General features: G+C 67.8%; 19 protein-coding genes. 10 read left to right on the top strand and 9 right to left on the bottom strand.

What is annotated here, in order from left to right; all coding sequences use genetic code 11:
• Positions 1-21: 21 nt before the first annotated feature.
• From gmk to fabD, 7 genes are all read right to left on the bottom strand, one after another.
• Positions 22-687, bottom strand: a complete 666-nt coding sequence (gene gmk, locus ASG43_RS09875; RefSeq protein WP_056503801.1) for a guanylate kinase — start codon at positions 685-687, stop codon at positions 22-24.
• Positions 684-1,574, bottom strand: a complete 891-nt coding sequence (locus ASG43_RS09880; RefSeq protein ID WP_056503802.1) for a YicC/YloC family endoribonuclease — start codon at positions 1,572-1,574, stop codon at positions 684-686. Before ASG43_RS09880 ends, gmk begins: the two co-directional genes overlap by 4 nt.
• 103 nt (positions 1,575-1,677) lie before the next feature.
• Entirely contained in the window at positions 1,678-2,826 is a 1,149-nt protein-coding gene (gene mltG, locus ASG43_RS09885; protein ID WP_244488050.1) for an endolytic transglycosylase MltG, read from the bottom strand.
• Positions 2,827-2,919: 93 nt separating this feature from the next.
• The gene (gene fabF / locus ASG43_RS09890) at positions 2,920-4,185 is read right to left on the bottom strand and encodes a beta-ketoacyl-ACP synthase II (RefSeq protein ID WP_056503805.1); all 1,266 of its coding nucleotides are present in this window, start codon (positions 4,183-4,185) and stop codon (positions 2,920-2,922) included.
• Between the two features lie 39 nt (positions 4,186-4,224).
• Positions 4,225-4,461, bottom strand: coding sequence for an acyl carrier protein (locus ASG43_RS09895; RefSeq protein WP_026358398.1), 237 nt, complete (start codon positions 4,459-4,461; stop codon positions 4,225-4,227).
• A gap of 161 nt (positions 4,462-4,622) precedes the next feature.
• A complete protein-coding gene (fabG, locus tag ASG43_RS09900) occupies positions 4,623-5,360 on the bottom strand; it encodes a 3-oxoacyl-[acyl-carrier-protein] reductase (RefSeq protein ID WP_056503807.1) in 738 nt (245 codons plus the stop codon).
• A 73-nt stretch (positions 5,361-5,433) separates the two neighbouring features.
• Positions 5,434-6,378: an ACP S-malonyltransferase gene (fabD, locus tag ASG43_RS09905; protein ID WP_056503809.1), complete on the bottom strand. Its 945-nt coding sequence runs from the start codon at positions 6,376-6,378 to the stop codon at positions 5,434-5,436.
• A gap of 226 nt (positions 6,379-6,604) precedes the next feature.
• Here fabD and ASG43_RS09910 point away from each other — a divergent pair, with 226 nt between their 5' ends.
• From ASG43_RS09910 to ASG43_RS09955, 10 genes are all read left to right on the top strand, one after another.
• Positions 6,605-9,013, top strand: a complete 2,409-nt coding sequence (locus ASG43_RS09910; protein WP_056503811.1) for an EAL domain-containing protein — start codon at positions 6,605-6,607, stop codon at positions 9,011-9,013.
• Between the two features lie 305 nt (positions 9,014-9,318).
• On the top strand, positions 9,319-9,765 hold the full coding sequence (gene rpsF / locus ASG43_RS09915; RefSeq protein WP_056503814.1) for a 30S ribosomal protein S6: 447 nt from the start codon (positions 9,319-9,321) through the stop codon (positions 9,763-9,765).
• A 6-nt stretch (positions 9,766-9,771) separates the two neighbouring features.
• Positions 9,772-10,020: a 30S ribosomal protein S18 gene (gene rpsR, locus ASG43_RS09920; RefSeq protein ID WP_056503817.1), complete on the top strand. Its 249-nt coding sequence runs from the start codon at positions 9,772-9,774 to the stop codon at positions 10,018-10,020.
• A gap of 182 nt (positions 10,021-10,202) precedes the next feature.
• On the top strand, positions 10,203-11,216 hold the full coding sequence (locus ASG43_RS09925; protein WP_082490829.1) for a hypothetical protein: 1,014 nt from the start codon (positions 10,203-10,205) through the stop codon (positions 11,214-11,216).
• Between the two features lie 31 nt (positions 11,217-11,247).
• Positions 11,248-11,826, top strand: a complete 579-nt coding sequence (gene rplI / locus ASG43_RS09930; RefSeq protein WP_056503824.1) for a 50S ribosomal protein L9 — start codon at positions 11,248-11,250, stop codon at positions 11,824-11,826.
• Positions 11,827-12,115: 289 nt separating this feature from the next.
• Positions 12,116-13,600: a replicative DNA helicase gene (locus tag ASG43_RS09935; RefSeq protein WP_056503826.1), complete on the top strand. Its 1,485-nt coding sequence runs from the start codon at positions 12,116-12,118 to the stop codon at positions 13,598-13,600.
• 68 nt (positions 13,601-13,668) lie between these two features.
• A complete protein-coding gene (radA, locus tag ASG43_RS09940; RefSeq protein ID WP_056503830.1) occupies positions 13,669-15,057 on the top strand; it encodes a DNA repair protein RadA in 1,389 nt (462 codons plus the stop codon).
• Between the two features lie 96 nt (positions 15,058-15,153).
• Positions 15,154-15,771: a CvpA family protein gene (locus ASG43_RS09945; RefSeq protein WP_056503833.1), complete on the top strand. Its 618-nt coding sequence runs from the start codon at positions 15,154-15,156 to the stop codon at positions 15,769-15,771.
• 230 nt (positions 15,772-16,001) lie between these two features.
• A complete protein-coding gene (purF, locus tag ASG43_RS09950; protein WP_056503836.1) occupies positions 16,002-17,480 on the top strand; it encodes an amidophosphoribosyltransferase in 1,479 nt (492 codons plus the stop codon).
• 138 nt (positions 17,481-17,618) lie between these two features.
• Positions 17,619-18,356 (top strand): SDR family NAD(P)-dependent oxidoreductase, encoded by a 738-nt coding sequence (locus tag ASG43_RS09955; protein WP_056503838.1) that lies wholly within the window; start codon positions 17,619-17,621, stop codon positions 18,354-18,356.
• Positions 18,357-18,476: 120 nt separating this feature from the next.
• On the opposite strand, the gene ASG43_RS09960 is transcribed toward ASG43_RS09955, so the two are convergent.
• On the bottom strand, positions 18,477-19,031 hold the full coding sequence (locus ASG43_RS09960) for a pyridoxamine 5'-phosphate oxidase family protein (RefSeq protein ID WP_056503843.1): 555 nt from the start codon (positions 19,029-19,031) through the stop codon (positions 18,477-18,479).
• Positions 19,032-19,042: 11 nt separating this feature from the next.
• Complete coding sequence (locus tag ASG43_RS09965; protein WP_056503846.1) at positions 19,043-19,873, bottom strand: phosphatidylcholine/phosphatidylserine synthase; 831 nt, start codon at positions 19,871-19,873, stop codon at positions 19,043-19,045.
• Positions 19,874-19,885 lie beyond the last annotated feature (12 nt).

Raw genomic sequence — 19,885 nt, forward strand, 5'->3', positions numbered from 1 at the left:
ACTCTCGAGGGCGCCGCGCGATCAGTCGAGCTCTTCGGCGAGCAGAGCCGCGGTGAAGTCGAAGAGGCCGGGCCGCCGGTCGCGGCGAAGGCGCTCGGCTTCCACGATCGACTGAACCTCGGAGAAGGCTTGGTTCAGGTCGTAGTTGACGACGACATAATCGTAATCCCGCCAGCGCTCGATCTCGACCCGCGCGTTCTTCAGGCGCATCTGGATCGTCTCGCCGGAATCCTCGTTGCGCCGCAGGAGGCGGTTCTTCAGTTCCGCCATGGAGGGCGGCAGGATGAAGATCGAGACGATATCGGACCGGGCCTGCTCCTGGAGCTGGCGGGCGCCCTGCCAGTCGATGTCGAAAAGCATGTCCCGCCCCTCGCGCATCGCCGCTTCCGCCGCCTTGCGGGGCGTTCCGTAGAAATTGCCGTGGACCTCGGCCCATTCCAGCAGCTGGTCGCTGGCGCGGCGCGCCTCGAACTCGTCCACCGAGATGAAGTGATAGTGTCGCCCTTCGATCTCGCTGCCCCGGCGCTGCCGGGTCGTGACGCTGACCGACAGCGAGAAGCGCGGGTCGCTCTCGAGCAGATTGTGCGCGATGGTCGACTTGCCGGCGCCAGACGGCGAGGACAGGACGAGCATCAGGCCGCGGCGCTGGATCTCCGCGACAGGTGAAGTTTGGGTCATCGGCCTCATTCGATGTTCTGGACCTGCTCGCGAAACTGATCCACGACGACCTTCAGGTCGAGTCCGATCGCGGTCAGATCCGCGGAATTGGACTTGGAACAGATCGTGTTGGATTCCCGGTTAAATTCCTGGGACAGGAAATCGAGCCGGCGACCGATCGGACCGCCGTCCACAAGAAGTTTCTCCGCGGCCGCGACATGGGTGCGCAGGCGGTCGAGTTCTTCGCGGATGTCGACCTTGGTCGCGAGCAGCGCCACTTCCTGGTGGAGCCGAGCCTCGTCGAGGCGCGGGGCGGCGTCCATCAGCTCCGCCAGTTGGGTCGCGAGACTGGCCCGGATGGCGTCCGGGCGGCGGGACGGCTCGTGCTCGGCCCGGTTGGCCAGGGCGCCGATCTCCGCGAGGCGATCGCCGAGCACCGTCCGCAGCGCGGCGCCTTCCGTCCAGCGCGAGGCTTCGAGCGCATCGAGCGCCTGGGGAAAGGCGGCCAGCGCGATCGTCCGGCGCGACGCCTCGGCATCGGGCGAGAGCGCGGCCTCCTGCACGGGTTCGATGATGCCCTTCAGCGCCAAGATCCCGTCGGCCGTCGGCGTCACGGCATGGCCGGCGGCGATCAGACGATCGCTCAGCGCCAGGACGTCGGCCAGCATGACCTCGTTGACCGCGAAGCTCGGCAGGGTCTCGGAGCGGCGGATCGAGAGGGAGACCTGCAGGTTGCCTCGCGACAGGCGTGCGCCGGCCAGCTTTCGCAACTCCGTCTCCGCCGCTTCGTAGCCCGGCGGCAAGCGTAGGCGCAGGTCGAGACCCTTGCCGTTGACCGAGCGGATCTCCCAAACGAAGGCCGTGCCGTCCGCCTCGCCCTCGATCCTCGCAAAACCCGTCATGCTCGCAACGGGCATCAGGCGTTCCTCGTCGGACGGTGGCGGGCGGCGGGAAAGCTGCGGTCGTCCTGCCCGTCAGGCACCGTGGCATGCCGATCGGGCGGTGTCCGGCAAAAGCGTCTCATTCTCCGACGATCGGATCGGCGGGATCGGCCGCGGCCGCAGCGGCGTTGCGTTCGCGCTCGATCTGGCGATATCGCTTCACGTTGGCATTGTGCTCGTCGAGGGTCTTCGAGAAGACATGCCCGCCGGTCCCGTCGGCGACGAAGTAGACATCGTCCGTCGAGGACGGATTGGCGACGGCTTCGAGAGCCGCGCGGCCGGGATTGGCGATCGGGCCGGGCGGCAGGCCCTTGATGACATAGGTGTTGTACGGCGTGTCGCTCTTCAGGTGCGACTGGCGGATCGGCTCGTCGGCCGGCTTTCCCGCGCCCCCCCAGATCCCGTAGATCACGGTCGGATCCGACTGCAGCCGCATCCCCTCGTTGAGACGGTTGAGGAAGACCGATGCGACGCGCGAGCGCTCGTCGGCGCGACCGGTCTCCTTCTCGACGATCGAGGCGAGCGTCACGAACTGGCCGATATCCGCGACCGGGAGCGTGGCGTCCCGGCGCTTCCAAATTTCTTCGACCAACTCGTTCTGGGCAGCCTTCATCTTGGCGATCAGCTCCGTCCGGCTCATGCCGCGCTGGACGCGATAGGTGTCCGGCCGGAGCGTTCCCTCCGCGACCATCGGCGGAAGCGCGCCGGTCAGGACCTCTTCCTTACCGACGCGATCGAAGATCTGCTGGACGGTCCAGCCTTCGGGGATGGTCACGGAATAGAGGATCGAGGCGCCGCTCCGCAGCTTCTCCATGACGTCGCGCATGCTCGATCCCGGCGCGAAACCGTACTCACCGGCCTTCAACTGGCCGGCCGCATCGGAGAACCGCACGCCGTATTCGAAGATCCGTGCATCCGAGATGATGCCGGACCGCTCGAGATTGGAGGCGATGCTGTCGAGCGTGGAGCTGCGCGGCACGATGAGCGAGGCCTGCGCCTTCAACGGGCCGGGCGCCTCGAACTCGGACTTTCCCCAATAGGCGATCGCCGCCGCCACGAGGAGGATCACCAGGGTCGAGGAGAATAGAAAGTTGAAGAAGACGACGACCTGGTTGCGGGCCCCGCGCGAACGCTTCGGCGGTAGCGGTCCCGCACCCGGCCGCAGGACCTCGTTGGCCGAGCGAGGCGTGAATTTGCGATCCTCTCCGCCCTTCAAGTCTTCGCTCACGCAGCCCCCTTCGGCAATGTCGTTCAGGAGGGGCCGAAGCACCATCCCTTTGTGGCGAAAGCCCGGCTGTCGGTCGGACGCTGCACCGGTTCTTCAGTCCGCGAAGCGCCGCATGACCAGGGAAGCGTTCGTTCCTCCGAAGCCGAAGGAGTTCGAGAGCGCGATGTCGACCCGCTTCTCGCGGCTCTTGTGCGGCACGAGGTCGATGGCCGTCTCGACGGACGGATTGTCGAGATTGATCGTCGGCGGCACGACGCCGTCCCGGATGGCGAGCGCGCAGAAGATCGCCTCGACCGAGCCGGCGGCGCCGAGCAGATGTCCGATGGACGACTTGGTGGAGGACATGACCGCGCCGGACGCGGCATCGCCGAGCAGCCGTTCGATCGCGCGCAGCTCGATCTCGTCGCCGAGCGGCGTCGAGGTGCCGTGCGCGTTGATGTAGTCGATGTCGGCCGGCGTGATCCCCGCCCGCTTCAGCGCGGCCTTCATGCAGCGATAGGCGCCGTCGCCGTCCTCGGCGGGCGCCGTGATGTGATAGGCGTCGCCGGACATGCCGTAGCCGACGATCTCGGCATAGATGCGGGCGCCGCGGGCCCTGGCATGGTCCAGCTCTTCGAGCACGACGATGCCGGCGCCCTCGCCCATGACGAAACCGTCGCGGTCGCGGTCGTAGGGACGCGAGGCGCGCGTCGGATCGTCGTTGAAATGGGTGGAGAGAGCCCGGCAGGCCGCGAAACCGGCCATGGACAGGCGGCAGACGGGCGATTCGGCGCCGCCGGCCACCATCACGTCGGCATCGCCGAGCGCGATCAGGCGCGATGCGTCGCCGATGGCGTGCGCCCCCGTCGAACAGGCCGTCACGACCGAATGGTTCGGCCCCTTGAGGCCGTTCCGTATGGAGACGTGCCCGGACGCCAGGTTGATCAGGCTGCCGGGAATGAAGAAGGGGCTGATCCGTCGCGGCCCCTTCTCGGCCATGAGCAGCGAGGTCCGCTCGATGCCCTCCAGGCCGCCGATGCCGGAGCCGATCAGGACTCCGGAGGCGATCTGGTCCTCGTAGGTCTTGGGATGCCAGCCGGCATCCTCCAGAGCCTCGGCCGCGGCCGCGATGGCATAGATGATGAAGGGATCGACCTTGCGCTGCTCCTTGGGTTCGACCCAATCGTCAACGTTGAAGGTCCCGTCCGAGCCGTCGCCGACCGGAATCTGGCAGGCGACCTGGCAGGCCAGATCGTCGACCCGGAAGGACGTGACCTTTCGGGCTCCGCTCTCCCCGGCCAGCAGGCGCTTCCAGGTCGTGTCCGCGCCCGCTCCGAGAGGGCTGACCATCCCGATGCCGGTGATGACGACTCGTCTCATGCTACACTCTTCAGCGCCCGCGGCGTCGCAGCCTTGCGATCAGGCCTGGTTCTTCTCGATGAACTTCACGGCGTCGCCGACCGTGAGGATCGTCTCGGCCGCATCGTCCGGAATCTCGACGCCGAACTCTTCTTCGAAGGCCATGACCAGCTCGACGGTGTCGAGGCTGTCCGCGCCGAGATCGTCGATGAAGCTCGCGTTCTCGGTCACCTTCTCCTGCTCGACGCCAAGATGCTCGACCACGATCTTCTTCACGCGTTCAGCGGTATCGCTCATGTCTCGTCCTCAATTGAGTTTCTTCGCCGCTCTCGTTAGACGCGGGCCGTTGGTGAATCAAGCACTCGCGATCGGGCGCCGTGGAAAGCGGGGCATGCCCCCGCTCCAGGATTGCGCTTAGCATGCTCGCGGAGAAGGTCAAAGGCCGGGGACCTTTGCCGTCAGATCATCGCCATCCCGCCATTGACGTGAAGCGTCTGTCCGGTGACGTAGGCGGCCTCGTTGGAGGCCAGGAACACGGCGGCCGCCGCGATCTCGGCGCCCTCGCCCATCCGGCGCATCGGAATGGCCGACATGATGGCCTCCTTCTGCTTGTCGTTCAGCTTCTCGGTCATGGCGCTCGCGATGAAGCCCGGCGCGATGCAGTTGACCGTGACGTTGCGCGAGGCGATTTCCTGGGCGAGCGACTTGGAGAAGCCGATCATCCCCGCCTTGGCGGCGCAGTAATTGGCCTGCCCGGGATTGCCGGTGACGCCGACGATGGAGGTGATGTTGATGATGCGGCCGAACCTGCGGCGCATCATGGCGTGGGTCAGTCCGCGCGTCAGGCGGAAGGCCGCCGTGAGGTCGATCTCGATGACCTTGTCCCAATCCTCGTCGGACATGCGGACGAAGAGGCCGTCCTTGGTGATTCCGGCATTGTTGACGAGGATGTCGACGCCATCCAGCGCCTTTTCCGCAGCCTCGGCCAGCGCCTTCTGGTCGTCGCGGCTGGAAAGGTCGGCGGGAAAGACGGCTGCGCGCTCGCCGAGCTCGCTCGCCAGGGCGTCCAGCTTCTCGCGCCGCGTGCCGTGCAGGCCGACGGTCGCGCCGCTGCGATGGAGGGCGCGGGCAATGGCCTCGCCGATGCCACCGGATGCGCCGGTGACGAGGGCCTTGCGGCCGGTCAGATCGAACATGGGATATCTCCGGAAACGCGGCCGCAAGGGCCGGATGCCGACCGTCTCCCGGTCGGCTGCGCGTTGAACAGGATCAGCTGGAGGACGGCAGCACCGCGTCGATATCGGCGGGCGCGCCGATCGACCGGGCGTTCAGGGACTTGTCGATCCGCTTGGCGAGGCCGGCCAGAACCTTGCCGCTGCCGACCTCATAGAGCTCGTCGACGCCGGCCGCCGCCAGGAACTCCATCGACTCGCGCCAGCGGACCTGCCCGGTGACCTGCTCGACGAGAAGCCGGCGGATCTCGTCCGGCTCCTCGACCGGCCTCGCCAGCACGTTGGCGATGAGCGGCACGGCGGGTCGGCGGATGGCGGCGGAGGCCAGGGCCTCCTGCATCCGCTCGGCGGCCGGCGCCATCAGCGCGGAATGGAAGGGCGCCGATACGCTCAGCGCGATCGCTCGCTTGGCGCCCCGCGCCGTCGCCAGCGCCATGGCGCGCTCGACGGCGTCCGCGTCGCCGGAAATGACGATCTGACCGCCGCCATTGTCGTTGGCGGGCTGGCAGAGGCTCCCACCTTCGCTCGCCTCCGCCGTGACGGCGGCGACCGCATCGTGATCGAGGCCGAGGATCGCGGCCATGGCGCCCTTGCCGGGCGGCACCGCCGCCTGCATCGCATCGCCCCGGATGCGCAGGAGGCGGGCGGCGTCGCCGATCTCCAGCGCGCCCGCCGCCGCCAGCGCGGAATACTCGCCGAGCGAGTGCCCCGCGACGAAGGCCGCGCGGCTCTTCAGGTCGAAACCGCGCGCTTCCATCGCCCGCAAAGCGGCCATCGAGACCGCCAGGAGAGCGGGCTGGGCGTTCGCCGTCAGGGTCAGACGGTCCTCCGGACCCTCGAAGATCACACTCGACAGCGCCTCCCCCAGCGCTTCGTCGACCTCTTCGAAAACCCGTCGGCTCTCGGCGAAGGCGTCGTGGAGGGCCTTGCCCATCCCCACGCTCTGGCTGCCCTGGCCAGGAAAGATCAGTGCCAGCGTCATGGTCGCTCCCGCAGTCTCTTCATCTCTCCCGAGCGCCTCGCGCGGGTGAAACCTGTATGGTCGGCTTTGAACGCGGATCGGCAAGGTTGTGTCAAGACGGGAGACCGCTTGCAGTCGAGGTGCTTCCTTAAGAAGAGCGCAACCTTGTCGCCGTTAGACTGATAGCCGGACCCAGATCGATCGGCGCCCGGGAGGCCGAGGCGATTCTGCCAGACGAAGGAACTTCATGACCGACGAGGCGCAAAGCGGTTGGCTTGGCGAACTGGCATGCTCCGATCGTCCGCAGGTCGTCGTCGCGAGTGACGGCAGCTTGCGACATGTCGGGCTGGCGGCCTTTCGCTATCTCGGCCGGGCGCCCGGCGACGCGGAGGACCTCGTCGACCTCTTGCTGGCACGTCTTGGCGGTGGCGGTCGCGAGGAGCGGAACGAAGCCCTGCGTCTCGTCGCGGGGTCGACGGGGATCGTGACGCTCGACGTCGGCCTGACGCGCCTGCGCATCGAGGCGACGGCCTGTCGCGACCGGCTCCGCATCGTGGAATGGTCCGAGGATTACGCCGAGACCGCCGGCCTCGGCGAGCTGTCGGACCGCGAACTGCTCGACGAGATCCTGACGCTGACGGATCAGGGTATCATCCTCTACGACCGCGACGCCGAGGGCCGCGATGTCGTGCGGCTTTTCAATTCTCGCGCCGAGGAGATGATCGAGGCGCCGGCGGGGTTTCTTCGCCGAGGCTTGCGGCGCGAAGCGATCCTGCACCACTGCTACGAGCGGGGCGACAACGGCGTCGTCGACTGGCGGGCCCATCTCGAGCGGATCGTCGCCGGGGAAACGCCGTATCGGGCCGCGCATCGCCCGTCGGGGCGCTACGTCGAAAGCCGCTCCCGCAAGCGGCCGAACGGACGCGGATCGCTGGCGCTCCATCTCGACGTGACGGAGAGGATGATCGAACTGGAGGCGCTGCGCGCGTCCGAGGAGCACTACCGGACGATCGCGGAAACGGCGCCCACCGGCATCGTGAAGCTCGACGCTTCGGGTCGCGTGATCTTCGCCAACGCGGCGGCCAGCGCGCTGCTCGGCGCGGCGGCGCCCGACATCGATCTGTTCGGCACGCTCGTGCCTGCCGATCGACGCTCGCTCGCCGAGCATATCGAACGGAGCGCGACCTTCGACGCCGAGGTCCACGAGGGTGCCGACATCCGCCACGTCATGGTGACGGTGGCGCCGAGCGTGGAGGAGCGCGGCACCTCGATCATCACGCTCGCCGATTTCACCAAGCTGCGGCACGCCAAGCAGCAGATCGAGCATCTGGCGCGCCACGATCCCCTGACGGGCCTCGGCAACCGCGGCCTCTTCGCGATCCGCTGGGCCGCCATCGAGGCGAGCGACACCGAGGCCTATCCGGCGCATCTCATCGCGCTCGATCTCGACCGGTTCAAGATCGTGAACGACGATCACGGCCACCCCGTCGGCGATCTCCTCCTGAAGGAGGTCGCCAGACGTCTGAGACAGGTCGTCGCCGGGCGTGGAGAGCTGTTCCGGCTCGGCGGCGACGAATTCGCCGTCATCGTTTCCAACGGCACCCGAGGAACGACGCTCGACATCGCGGAGGCGATCGTCTCCATCATCGGCGAGCCGTTCGATCTCGGCGGCATCGTCGCCTCCATCGGTTGCTCGGCCGGCGTCGCGTCGATGCCGCTCGACGGGGCGACGGGTCTCGAAGTGCAGCGCGCGGCCGACGTCGCGCTCTACAGCGTCAAGCGCAACGGCCGGAACGGCTTCGTCTGCTACGACCCGTCGCAGGTGTCGGAAACCAGCGATCAGCGGCGCCTGGCGGCGGAACTGGCGCTGGCGCTGGCGCATGACGACCTCGAGCTGTTCTTCCAGCCGACCGTGGATCTCGCATCCGGCCGAATCGTGCGCATGGAGACCTTGCTGCGCTGGCACAACAAGCGTCTGGGCACGTCGGTGAGCCCGGGCGTCTTCCTGCCGGTCGCCGAGGAAGCGGGCCTGATCGTTCTCGTCGACCTCTGGGCGCTGCGCTGCGCGGTGCGGCAGATCGGCGCCTTCCACAGCGCCGGCATCGCGCGGCCCTGCCTGTCCGTCAACATCTCGCCGACGACGCTGTCGCGTCCGGGCATCGCGGAGCGGATGATCGACTATCTGCGAACCGCCGGGCTCGACCCCGCGCAGATCGAGATCGAGATGACGCGCAGTCCGCTGGAGAAGGACATGGCGGCGGTCCGGCAGACGCTCGACGCGATCCGCGCGGGCGGACTGACCGTCGCGCTGGACGATTTCGGCGCTGCGGGCAGCGGACTGGCCATGCTGCAGGCCCTTCCCTTCGACCGCGTGAAACTGCACGGCTCGATCATCGAGGGCGTGGGGCGCGACGAGGACGCGAGCGCCATCGCCTCCGCCGTCCTGTCCATCTGCCGGCGGCTCGGCCGCAAGCTCACCGCCGAAGGCATCGAGACCGACCAGCAGCTGGCGGCGCTGCGCGGCATCGGCGAGATCGACGGCCAGGGATCGCTGCTCGGGATGCCGGAACCCGCCGACGCGGCGCTGCGCCGGCTGCTGCGGCAGGACGGCCTCGACGACAGCCGGCTCGTCTCGGGCGCCGCGGCCGGCGCCTGATCCTCGCCGCTCCGGGCGGGCGGGCGTCGCCCGGCGTGAGCGCCCTTGCCTTTCACCGACTTTGCCGCTATGGCACCCCTCGTCTCACTGCCCGGCGAACAGCCGGGGGCTGAACGGACTGCGGCGCAACTGTCCTCTTGGGCGGCGGCGCACAAGCGGCAGCGATGCCGATGTCCCGTGTCCCCGCTCTCGACCGTTTCTCGAAGACGCGCCTTTCCGCCGGTGCCCCGTGCATTTGGAGAGTCGCAGAGGCTTAGCCGCTGTTTCGGGCAGGTTGCGACGATGCAAAAGGAAAGGCGAAAGCAATGGCTCTCTATGAGCATGTCTTTCTCGCCCGCCAGGACATCAGCGGCCAGCAGGTCGACCAACTCGTCGAGCAGTATCGCGGCGTGGTCGAAGCCAATGGCGGCAATGTCGGGAAGGTCGAGAGCTGGGGTCTGAAGACCCTCACCTACCGGATCCGCAAGAACCGGAAGGCCTACTATACCCTCATGAACATCGATGCGCCCGCATCGGCCGTTCAGGAAATGGAGCGCCAGATGCGCTTCAACGAGGACATCCTGCGCTACATCACCATCAAGGTGGAGAAGCACGACGACGCGCAGTCCGTCATGATGCAGAAGCGCGACGATCGTCCGCGCCGCGACGGCGACCGCCCCGGCGGCGACCGCCCGCGCCGTGATCGCGACGATCGCCCGCGTCGCGACGACGACGACCGTCCGCGCCGTCCCCGCCCTGCAGACGCGGAGTAAGCCCCGATGAGCGACACTTCCTCCTCGACCGTGCGCCGGCCGTTCCATCGCCGCCGCAAGTCCGACCCGTTCGCGGCGAGCGATTCGCCGAAGATCGACTACAAGGACGTCCGTCTCCTGCAGCGCTACATTTCCGAGCGCGGCAAGATCGTTCCGTCCCGCATCACGGCGGTTTCGCAGAAGAATCAGCGCGCCCTCGCCCAGGCGATCAAGCGCGCCCGCTTCCTCGGCCTCCTGCCCTACGTCATCAAGTAAGGCGCGCCGTCCGCCGCGATGTTTCGCGTCGGACGGTTCGATATCTGCGGCGCGCCGGTTCCCTTCGGGATCCGGCGCGCCGCCCTCTCGCTTCCGGCAAGAAGCCGAGACCGACCTTTTCACCCGCCGAGCTGGGGCCGAGCCCCTAACTGCGAATGCCGCAGGACAGCGACCGAGACATCATGAAGCCCCAAGCGATCCTCATCGGCCTCGTCGCCGGCGCCGCCGCAGCGCTCCTCTTCGCCGGGCTGATCCTCCAGTCGCCGACCGCCGTCGTCCTGTCGCTCGCGACCCCCGTTCCGATCTTCATCGCCAGCCTCGGCTGGGGCAGCGTCGCCGGCTTCATCGCCGCGGCGGCCTCGGCGCTCGCGATCACGGGCCTCACCGGCACATGGTCGAGCGCCCTCATGCTGCTCGCCACGATGGCCTTGCCGGCCGCGATCATCGGCCATCTCGCCGGGCTCGCCCGGCCAAGCGAGCCCAGTGCCGCCACCGTCCCGCAACCGTCGCACGCGGCCGCATCCGCCGCGGGCCCGATGTCCGATGCGGCGGTGCCGGCCGCGGCGCCAGCGCTCGACTGGTATCCGCTCTCGCGCATCCTCTTCGCCATCGCCGCCATCACGACCACCGCCTGCCTCTTCGTCGGCTGGCTGGTCGGCTACGACGTCAACGAGATCGGCCCGGCCGTCGGCGAGGCGTTGAAGGCGCAGCTCGGCGCGACCGGCACGGACCCGGCCTCCGAGGCCGAGATCCAAACGCTCGCGGCCTTCATGGTGCGGATCGTGCCCTTCGTGCAACCGGCGCTGCTGACCATCATCCTCGTCGCCTGCCTCCATGTTTCCGGGCTGATCGCGCGCGCCTCCGGCCGCCTCCCGCGCCCGCGCGACGACATCCCTGCCTCCGCCGGCCTTCCCCGCATCGCGGTCGCGGTCTTCGGCGCCGCGATCCTCGGCACGTTCTTCCCCGGTGCGACCTCCACGATCGCCTCGGTCTTCGCCGGCACGTTCGGGGCGGCCTTCACCCTGGTCGGGCTCGCGAGCTTCCACCGCCGGATCCGGGCGCGTCCCGGTCGCGGGCTCCTTCTCTTCGCCGCCTACACGGCGATCGTCTTCCTGTCGTTCCCGCTGATCGCCGCGACGATCCTCGGGCTTTCCGAAACGATGCGCAAACCGGCCGAGCCGGCCGCATCCGCCTGACCCGCCACCTCAACCTCAAAGGACCAGCACCATGGACGTCATCCTCCTCGAGCGCGTCGCCCGCCTCGGCCAGATGGGCGACACCGTCCGCGTCAAGGACGGCTTCGCGCGCAACTTCCTCCTGCCGACGGGCCGCGCCCTGCGCGCTTCGGAAGCCAATCGCAAGAAGTTCGAATCGCAGAAGAGCGAGCTGATCGCGCGCAACGAGCAGAAGAAGAACGAGGCCTCCACCGTCGCAGAGACGCTGGCGGGCCAGAGCTTCACCGTCGTCCGCTCGGCCGGCGAGACGGGCCAGATGTACGGTTCGGTGTCGGCGCGCGACGTCTCCGACATCCTCAAGGAGAACGGTTTCAAGGTCGGCCGCAACGAGGTTCTGCTGAACCAGCCGATCAAGGCGATCGGCGTCCACTCGGTCGCGATCCAGCTGCATGCCGATGTCGAGCTGCAGATCACGCTGAACATCGCCCGTTCGCACGAAGAGGCCGAGCGCCAGGCCCGCGGCGAGACGCTCACCTCGGCCGAGGCCATCTACGGCATCGACGAGGATCCGATCGTCCCCGGCAATGGCGGCGAGGACGAGGACGAGGCTTCGGACGAGTCCGAGGCCTGATCCAGCGGACGAGCGGTTCCGGCGTGAGGCCGGGGCCTGCCCATCCTGTGCATGCGAGGAGCTCCGGTCCCGGCCGGGGCTCCTTTTCGTTCGCGCGTCCCGTCGGATCGACGGCCAGTGATTCCCGAGACCCTGCCGGGCGGAGTCAAGCCGCGCCTCGCGTCGCTCCACAGATCCGTCGGTCGCCCTGTGGACGGAGCGGGCGCCAAGTCCCAAGTCTGTCCCGGGACGAAGGAAGCCTGTAGGACCATCCCTTCATCCGTCGTTCGATATTCGGGAAGACAGAACCATGGCCGAACCGGCGCGAAAGTTCGAGGAGGAAGCCGCGCTCTACCGCGAGGCTCCCGGCAATATCGAGGCCGAACAGGCTCTGCTCGGCGCCATCCTCGTCAACAACGACGCCTATTACGTCGTCCATGATTTCCTCAAAGCCGACCATTTCCTGGAAAGCCTCCACCGCGACATCTTCGCGCGCGCCTCCGAGATGATCCGGATGGGCAAGATCGCGACCCCGGTCACGATCAAGACGTTCCTTCCCGCCAACGAGAAGGTCGGCGACATCACCGTCGCGCAATATCTCGCGCGCCTCGCGGCGGAAGCGACGACCGTCATCAACGCCTCCGATTACGGCCGCGCGATCTACGATCTCGCCATCCGCCGCTCGCTGATCCGGATCGGCGAGGACATGGTGAACATCGCCTTCGACGCACCGCTCGACATGGAGCCCAAGGCCCAGATCGAGGATGCCGAGCGTCGGCTCTTCGAGCTGGCCGAGACCGGCCGCTACGACGGCGGCTTCCAGGCCTTCACGGATGCGGTGACGCTCGCCGTCGAGATGGCCACGGCCGCCAAGGACAGGGACGGCGGCCTGTCCGGCATCTCCACCGGCATCATCGCGCTCGATCGCCAGCTCGGCGGCCTCCAGCGGTCCGATCTCATCGTGCTCGCCGGCCGTCCGGCCATGGGCAAGACGTCGCTCGTCACCAACCTCGCCTTCAACATCGCCGCCGCCTTCGAGCCTGCCGACCAGTCGGACGGCACGTTCGCGGCCAAGAACGGCGGCGTCGTCGGGTTTTTCAGCCTCGAAATGTCCGCCGAGCAGCTCGCGACGCGCATCATGTCGGAGCAGACGGAAATCTCGTCCTCCAAGATCCGCAGAGGCACGATCAACGAGACCGAACTGGTGAAGCTCATCGCCTGTTCGGAGACGATGCAGCGCCTGCCGCTCTACATCGACCAGACCGGCGGCATCTCGATCGCCCAGCTCGCCGCCCGCGCCCGCCGCCTCAAGCGACAACGCGGCCTCGACGTCATGATGATCGACTACATCCAGCTGATGCAGGGCTCGTCCAAGAACTCGCAGAACCGCGTCCAGGAGATCACCGAGATCACGACGGGCCTCAAGGCTCTGGCCAAGGAACTGAACGTCCCGATCATCGCGCTCTCGCAGCTCTCGCGTCAGGTCGAGAATCGCGAGGACAAGCATCCCCAGCTGTCCGACCTGCGCGAATCCGGCTCGATCGAGCAGGACGCCGACGTCGTGCTCTTCGTCTATCGCGAGGAATACTACCTCTCGAACAAGGAACCCAAGCACGGCACGCCCGAGCATCTCACCTGGGAGCAGGAGATGAACGAGGCGCGCGGCAAGGCCGAAGTGATCGTCGCCAAGCAGCGCCACGGCCCGACCGGCACGGTTCCCCTCGCCTTCCAGGCCGAGTTCACCCGCTTCACCGATCTCGCCGACGAAGCCTACCTGCCGGAGCGGTTCGAATAGATCCGTATTCGTTTTGTTCTTTTCGGGGATTCTGCTAAGGACGTCGGGCGTCCTCCCCGAAAGTCGACATGGCCAAGACCAAAGCCACCTTCATCTGCCAGAACTGCGGCTCCGTCACCAATCGCTGGCACGGCAAGTGCGAAGCCTGCGGCGAGTGGAACACGATCGTCGAGGAGACCGTCGCCGGCGGCGTCGGCGGCGGGCCCCGGCAGAGCGCCCGTCGCGGACGGGTGGCGGCCCTCATGCCCCTGTCCGGCGAGATGGAGGAGGCGCCGCGCATCCTGACGGGCATCGGCGAGCTCGACCGCGCGGCCGGCGGCGGCATTGTCCGCGGCTCGGCGATCCTCATCGGCGGCGATCCCGGCATCGGCAAGTCGACGCTCCTGATGCAGGCGGCCGCCGGGCTCAGCCGGCGGGGCAACCGCGTCGTCTACGTGTCCGGCGAGGAGGCCGTCGCGCAGGTGCGGCTGCGGGCCCAGCGCCTCAAGGCCGCCGACACCGACGTGCTCCTGATGGCCGAGACCAATGTCGAGGACATTCTCGCCACGCTGCAGGACGACAAGCGACCGGATCTCGTCATCATCGATTCCATCCAGACGCTCTGGTCCGACATGGCCGAATCGGCGCCGGGCACGGTCACGCAGGTGCGCACCGGCGTCCAGGCGCTGGTGAAATACGCCAAATCCAGCGGCGCGGCCGTGATCCTTGTCGGCCATGTGACCAAGGACGGGCAGATCGCGGGACCGCGCGTGGTCGAGCACATGGTCGATGCCGTGCTCTACTTCGAAGGCGAAGGCGGCCATCACTTCCGCATCCTGCGGACGGTGAAGAACCGCTTCGGGCCGACCGACGAGATCGGCGTCTTCGAGATGGGCGACACGGGCCTGCGCGAGGTTCAGAACCCGTCGGAACTCTTTCTCGGCGAGCGCAACGCCAAGGCGCCGGGCGCGGCCGTCTTCGCGGGCATCGAAGGCACGCGGCCGGTCCTCGTCGAGATCCAGGCGCTCGTCGCGCCGTCGACGCTTGGCACGCCGCGGCGTTCGGTGCTGGGCTGGGACGGGCCGCGCCTCGCCATGGTGCTCGCCGTCCTGGAGGCCCATTGCGGGGTGCGCCTCGGGCAGCACGACGTCTATCTCAACGTCGCCGGCGGCTTTCGCATCTCCGAGCCCGCGGCCGATCTGGCGGTCGCGGCGGCCCTCGTCTCCTCCCTGTCCGGACTTGCCCTCCCCACCGATTGCGTTTATTTCGGCGAGATCAGCCTGTCCGGCGCCGTTCGGCCGGTGGCGCATGCCGCCCAGCGGCTGAAGGAGGCGGAGAAGCTTGGGTTTGCACAGGCCGTTCTCCCGTCCCTCAGCGCCGACCTTCCGAAGGGCCGGGGCGCGTCGATGCACGAAATCGACAGCCTTCCCCATCTCGTCGCGCGGGTCGCTGCCGGTCGTCCTCGAGAGGATGCCTGAGCCGGCGGGCGCACGGGACGGCGAGGTCACGGTCCGCACGGCCGATCCCGCGGGGATCGGCGCCGCGCGGTGTTCTCGGCCACAGAGGTGGAAGTCATGACGGTCACACTGCTCGATGCCATTCTCGTCGGCATCATGCTGGTCTCTGCGCTGCTCGCGATGGTGCGCGGCTTCTCGCGCGAGGTCCTGTCGGTCCTGTCCTGGCTGGCGGCGGCTGCGGCGGCCTTTTTCTTCTACAAGCAGCTGACGCCCTATGTGCAGCAATATGTCGACAGCGAAACGGTCGCGATGGGCATTGCGGGGCTCGCGATCTTCTTCGTGACGCTGATCATCGTGTCCTTCATCACCCTGCGGATCGCCGATTTCATCATCGACAGCCGCATCGGAGCGCTCGACCGCACTCTCGGCTTCATCTTCGGCGCGGCGCGCGGTCTCGCCCTCGTCGTCGTCGCCATGCTCTTCTTCAATTGGCTCGCGCCGGACAATCAGCCGACCTGGATCGCGGAAGCCCGCTCCAAGCCCTTCCTCGACGACCTCGGCGCCCGCCTCGTCGCGGCGGTGCCCGAACGACCCGAGGAGCTTCTCCCCGAGCAGATCCGCGAGAAGCTGGACCGGCAGCCGGCGGCCGAACCAACGACGATCGAAGGGGCCATCGAGGGCGCCGCGCCGGTCGAAGGCGGCAGCGAAGCACCGGACGAGGCGCCGGCCAACTGATCCGTCCCACGGTCGATCAGCCAGGCTTTCGACAACAATCCGTTTCGAACGCAGTTTGTGCGTCGCGAAACGCTCCGACGACGTCTATATAGGAACCGCAGGCGGTACCATCGTCGAACGTCCAGGCCTCGTGCAGACCTCATGCGGTCCGCTCGGGCTTTCGCGCTTTCGGGTTCGTTCGATGGGTCCGGCTCGGAAACTGCACGCAAGAGATGCCGGCAGACCGGCGGATGGCGAGTGACATCATGGGCGAGACCCCTTTCGGCGATCCTGACGACGACACGCTGCATGAGGAATGCGGCGTGTTCGGCATCTTCAACCGCGCCGATGCCGCACCCTTCGTGACGCTGGGGCTGCACGCCTTGCAGCATCGCGGACAAGAGGCGGCGGGCATCGTCTCCTTCGACGGGACGCAGTTCCACGTCGAGCGCCATTCCGGGCATATCGGCGACACCTTCACCAAGCAATCCGTCCTGGAGCGGCTGCCGGGAACCGCCGCGATCGGTCACACCCGCTATTCCACGAGCGGCGGCGGCGGGCTGCGCAACGTGCAGCCGTTCTTCGCCGAGCTGTCCGTCGGCGGTTTCGCCGTCGCACACAACGGCAACATCACCAATGCCATGACGGTGCAGCGGGAACTGCAGCGGCGCGGCTCGATCTTCTCCTCCACGTCGGACACCGAGACGATCCTTCATCTCGTGGCGACGAGCGCTGCACGCATGTTCACCGACAAGCTGATCGACGCCCTTTCGCGGCTCGAAGGCGCCTTTTCCCTCGTCGGTCTGTCGCCGAAGAAGATGGTGGGCGTGCGCGATCCCCTCGGCATTCGGCCCTTGGTGCTCGGCGATCTCGAGGGCTCGCCGATCCTCGCATCGGAGACCTGCGCCCTCGACATCATCGGCGCCACCTTCGTGCGCGACATCGCGCCGGGCGAGATGGTCATCATCACGGAAAGCGGGATCGAGTCGATCTTCCCCTTCCAGGCGCGCCGTCCGCGCTTCTGCATCTTCGAATACGTCTATTTCGCCCGTCCCGATTCCAACATCGAGGGCCGGAACGTCTACGAGATCCGCAAGCGCATCGGGGCCGAACTCGCCCGCGAGAGCCAGGAGGCGGCGGATATCGTCGTGCCGGTGCCCGATTCCGGCGTCCCCGCCGCGATCGGCTACGCGCAGGAGGCCGGGCTGCCGTTCGAACTCGGCATCATCCGCAACCACTATGTCGGACGCACCTTCATCCAGCCCACGGATTCGATCCGCCATATGGGCGTGAAACTGAAGCACAACGCCAATCGCGCGATCCTCGAAGGCCGACGCGTCGTCCTGGTCGACGATTCGATCGTGCGCGGCACCACCTCGCAGAAGATCGTCCAGATGGTCCGCGATGCCGGCGCAAGCGAGGTCCACATGCGCATCGCCTCGCCGCCGACGCGCTCCAGCTGCTTCTACGGCGTCGACACGCCGGAAAAGGCCAAGCTCCTGGCCTCCCGCATGTCGGTCGAGGAAATGGCGGATTTCATCAAGGTCGACAGCCTTGCCTTCCTGTCGATCGACGGGCTCTACCGCGCCGTGAAGGAGCCGTCCCGCAATCCCCTGCAGCCGCAGTTCTGCGATGCCTGCTTCACCGGCGACTATCCGACCTCGCTGACCGATCTCGAGGGCTCCGACACCAACGTGCGCCAGCTGTCGCTGCTCGGCGGCGCCGGCTGATCCCCGCGCTTTTCCCGGCCGTTCGCACGGCCGGGTTCTCGCCTTTCCCCGCGCATCGTTCTATCGAGTCCTCCGTGTGAACGAAGGATCTCCGTCCGCGGACGACGGAGACGACCTCGCGCTTTCGGGAGTGGCATCATGGGAAGACTGGACGGGCGGGTCGCCCTCGTGACGGGCGCATCGCGCGGCATCGGCTACAGCCTCGCCAAGCTTCTGGCTGCCGATGGCGCGCATGTGATCGCGGTCGCGCGCACCGTCGGCGGGCTCGAGGAGCTTGACGACGAGATAAAGGCCGCCGGCGGCGCGACGACGCTGGTGCCGCTCGACCTGACGGACATGGCCGGCATCGACCGCCTCGGCGGAGCGATCGCGGAGCGCTGGGGCCGGCTCGACGTGCTCGTCGCCAATGCGGGCGCGCTCGGCGTGCTCGCGCCGATCGGCCATATCGAGGCGAAGACCTTCGAGAAGACGATGACGCTCAACGTCACCGCCACATGGCGCCTGATCCGCTCGACCGACCCGCTGCTGCGCCGGTCCGATGCCGGGCGCGCCATCATCCTGTCCTCCGGGGCCGCCCATTCCGCCAAGGCCTTCTGGGGCCTCTATGCCGCGACCAAGGCGGCGGAGGAGGCGTTGGCGCGGTCCTGGGCCAACGAGACGATGAACTCGCCGCTGCGCGTCAATTGCGTCAATCCCGGCGCGACGCGGACAGCCATGCGGGCGCTCGCCATGCCGGGCGAAGACCCGGCATCGCTGCCGACGCCCGCCGAGGTCGCGGCCCGAATCCTGCCCCTTGCTCTACCCGATTGCACCGAGACGGGCCGGATCTTCGACGTCCGCGAAAACCGGTTCACGACCTACCGCATGCCGGAGTGACCCGCGGTCGTCTTCTCCGTCGGCGCGCCTATCGGCGATGACCGCCGCAAGTGGCTGTGAGCACCCGGGACGTGAGGCCTTGTGGACCGGCGCGCCCGTCGATGGCGTCGCCTCCCGGCCTCACGCCACCGGCATGCCCGTCGGCAGCCCGTCGATGCTTTCGAGATTCGTCGCCTCGCGATAGGTGACGAGACCCTCCTCGCCCTTCGCCTCCGCCCAGCGCTCGAGGACGTCGCGCTCGCCCACGTGCTCGAAGAGGGGGACGGCGTAGCCGCAGGACGTCTGGACGAGGGCGATGTCGAGGAAGACGATCTGGCGGGCGCCGAGCGGTTCGCCGGCGGGATAGAACCGCGCGAGGAAGGCGTCGTAGCCAGGTTCGCAGCGAAAGGCGATCCGCCCGCGTCCGTAGAGCCGGAGGATCAGCGGCGGTCCCTCGACGGCGCAGACCATGATGGTCAGGCGGCCGCCGGCCTTCACATGGGCGGCCGTTTCGCTGCCGCTTCCCGTGAGATCGAGATAGGCGACCTCGTTGGCACCGAGAAGGTGCAGGTGCTCGGTCGAGCGAGGCGAGACGTTGACGTGGCTGTCGCCGGCCGCGGATGCGGTGAAGAAGATCTTCTGGCGAGCGATGAAGGCGCTGCGCACCGCATCGAGATCGGCAAACTGCTTCGCCATGTCGTCGCTCCCTACAGGATCTGCGCCGCCTCCCGGTCGGCCCGCGCCTGTCGGCGGAAGGACCGAACGGAAAAGATCATCCCGACGAAATAGGCGATCGCGGTCGCGCTCAGCGTCTGCCACAGGAAGCTGACGAGGAGGACGACGTAGAGGACGAGAACGAGGATCACCGGAATGACGTAGTCGCGGCTGATCTGGACGCCGATCGTCTTGCCGGACCAGGTGGGAATGCGGCTGGCCATGAGGAAGCCGATCAGGAGGAGATAGGCGGCCGAGACGAGCGCCGTCGCCTTCGGCGAGCCGAGATCGACGCCCGTGAAGGACAGGTAGAGCGGCAGCATGGCGAGGCCCGCGCCCGCCGGAGCCGGGACGCCGGTGAAGAACGCGCTCTGCCATTCCGGCCGCTTCGGCCCGTCCAGCATCGTGTTGAAGCGCGCAAGGCGAAGGGCGCAGGTCGCCGCGAAGAGCAGCGCCGCGATCCAGCCGGCCGAGCCCGCCTCGCGCAGCGTGTAGGCGTAGAGCACCATGCCGGGCACGACGCCGAAGTTCACGATGTCGGCGAGCGAATCCATCTCCGCGCCGAAACGACTCTGACCCTTCAGGAGGCGCGCGATGCGTCCGTCGATCCCATCGAGGAGCGCCGCGCCGATCACCATGCCCACGGCCAGCTCGAAGCGCCCTTCGAAGGCGAGACGCATGCCCGTCATCCCCGCGCAGATGGAGAGGATGGTGATGAGGTTCGGCACGATGTGGCGGAAGGGGATCCGCCGCCGGACGGCGGGCTCCGGCACGGCTCCGTTCGCGTCCTCGTCGGTGTCGATCGGCGGATACGGCGAGGTCATGGCGGCCCTTTC

The organism is Aureimonas sp. Leaf454 (assembly GCF_001424685.1).
Lineage (GTDB): Bacteria > Pseudomonadota > Alphaproteobacteria > Rhizobiales > Rhizobiaceae > Plantimonas.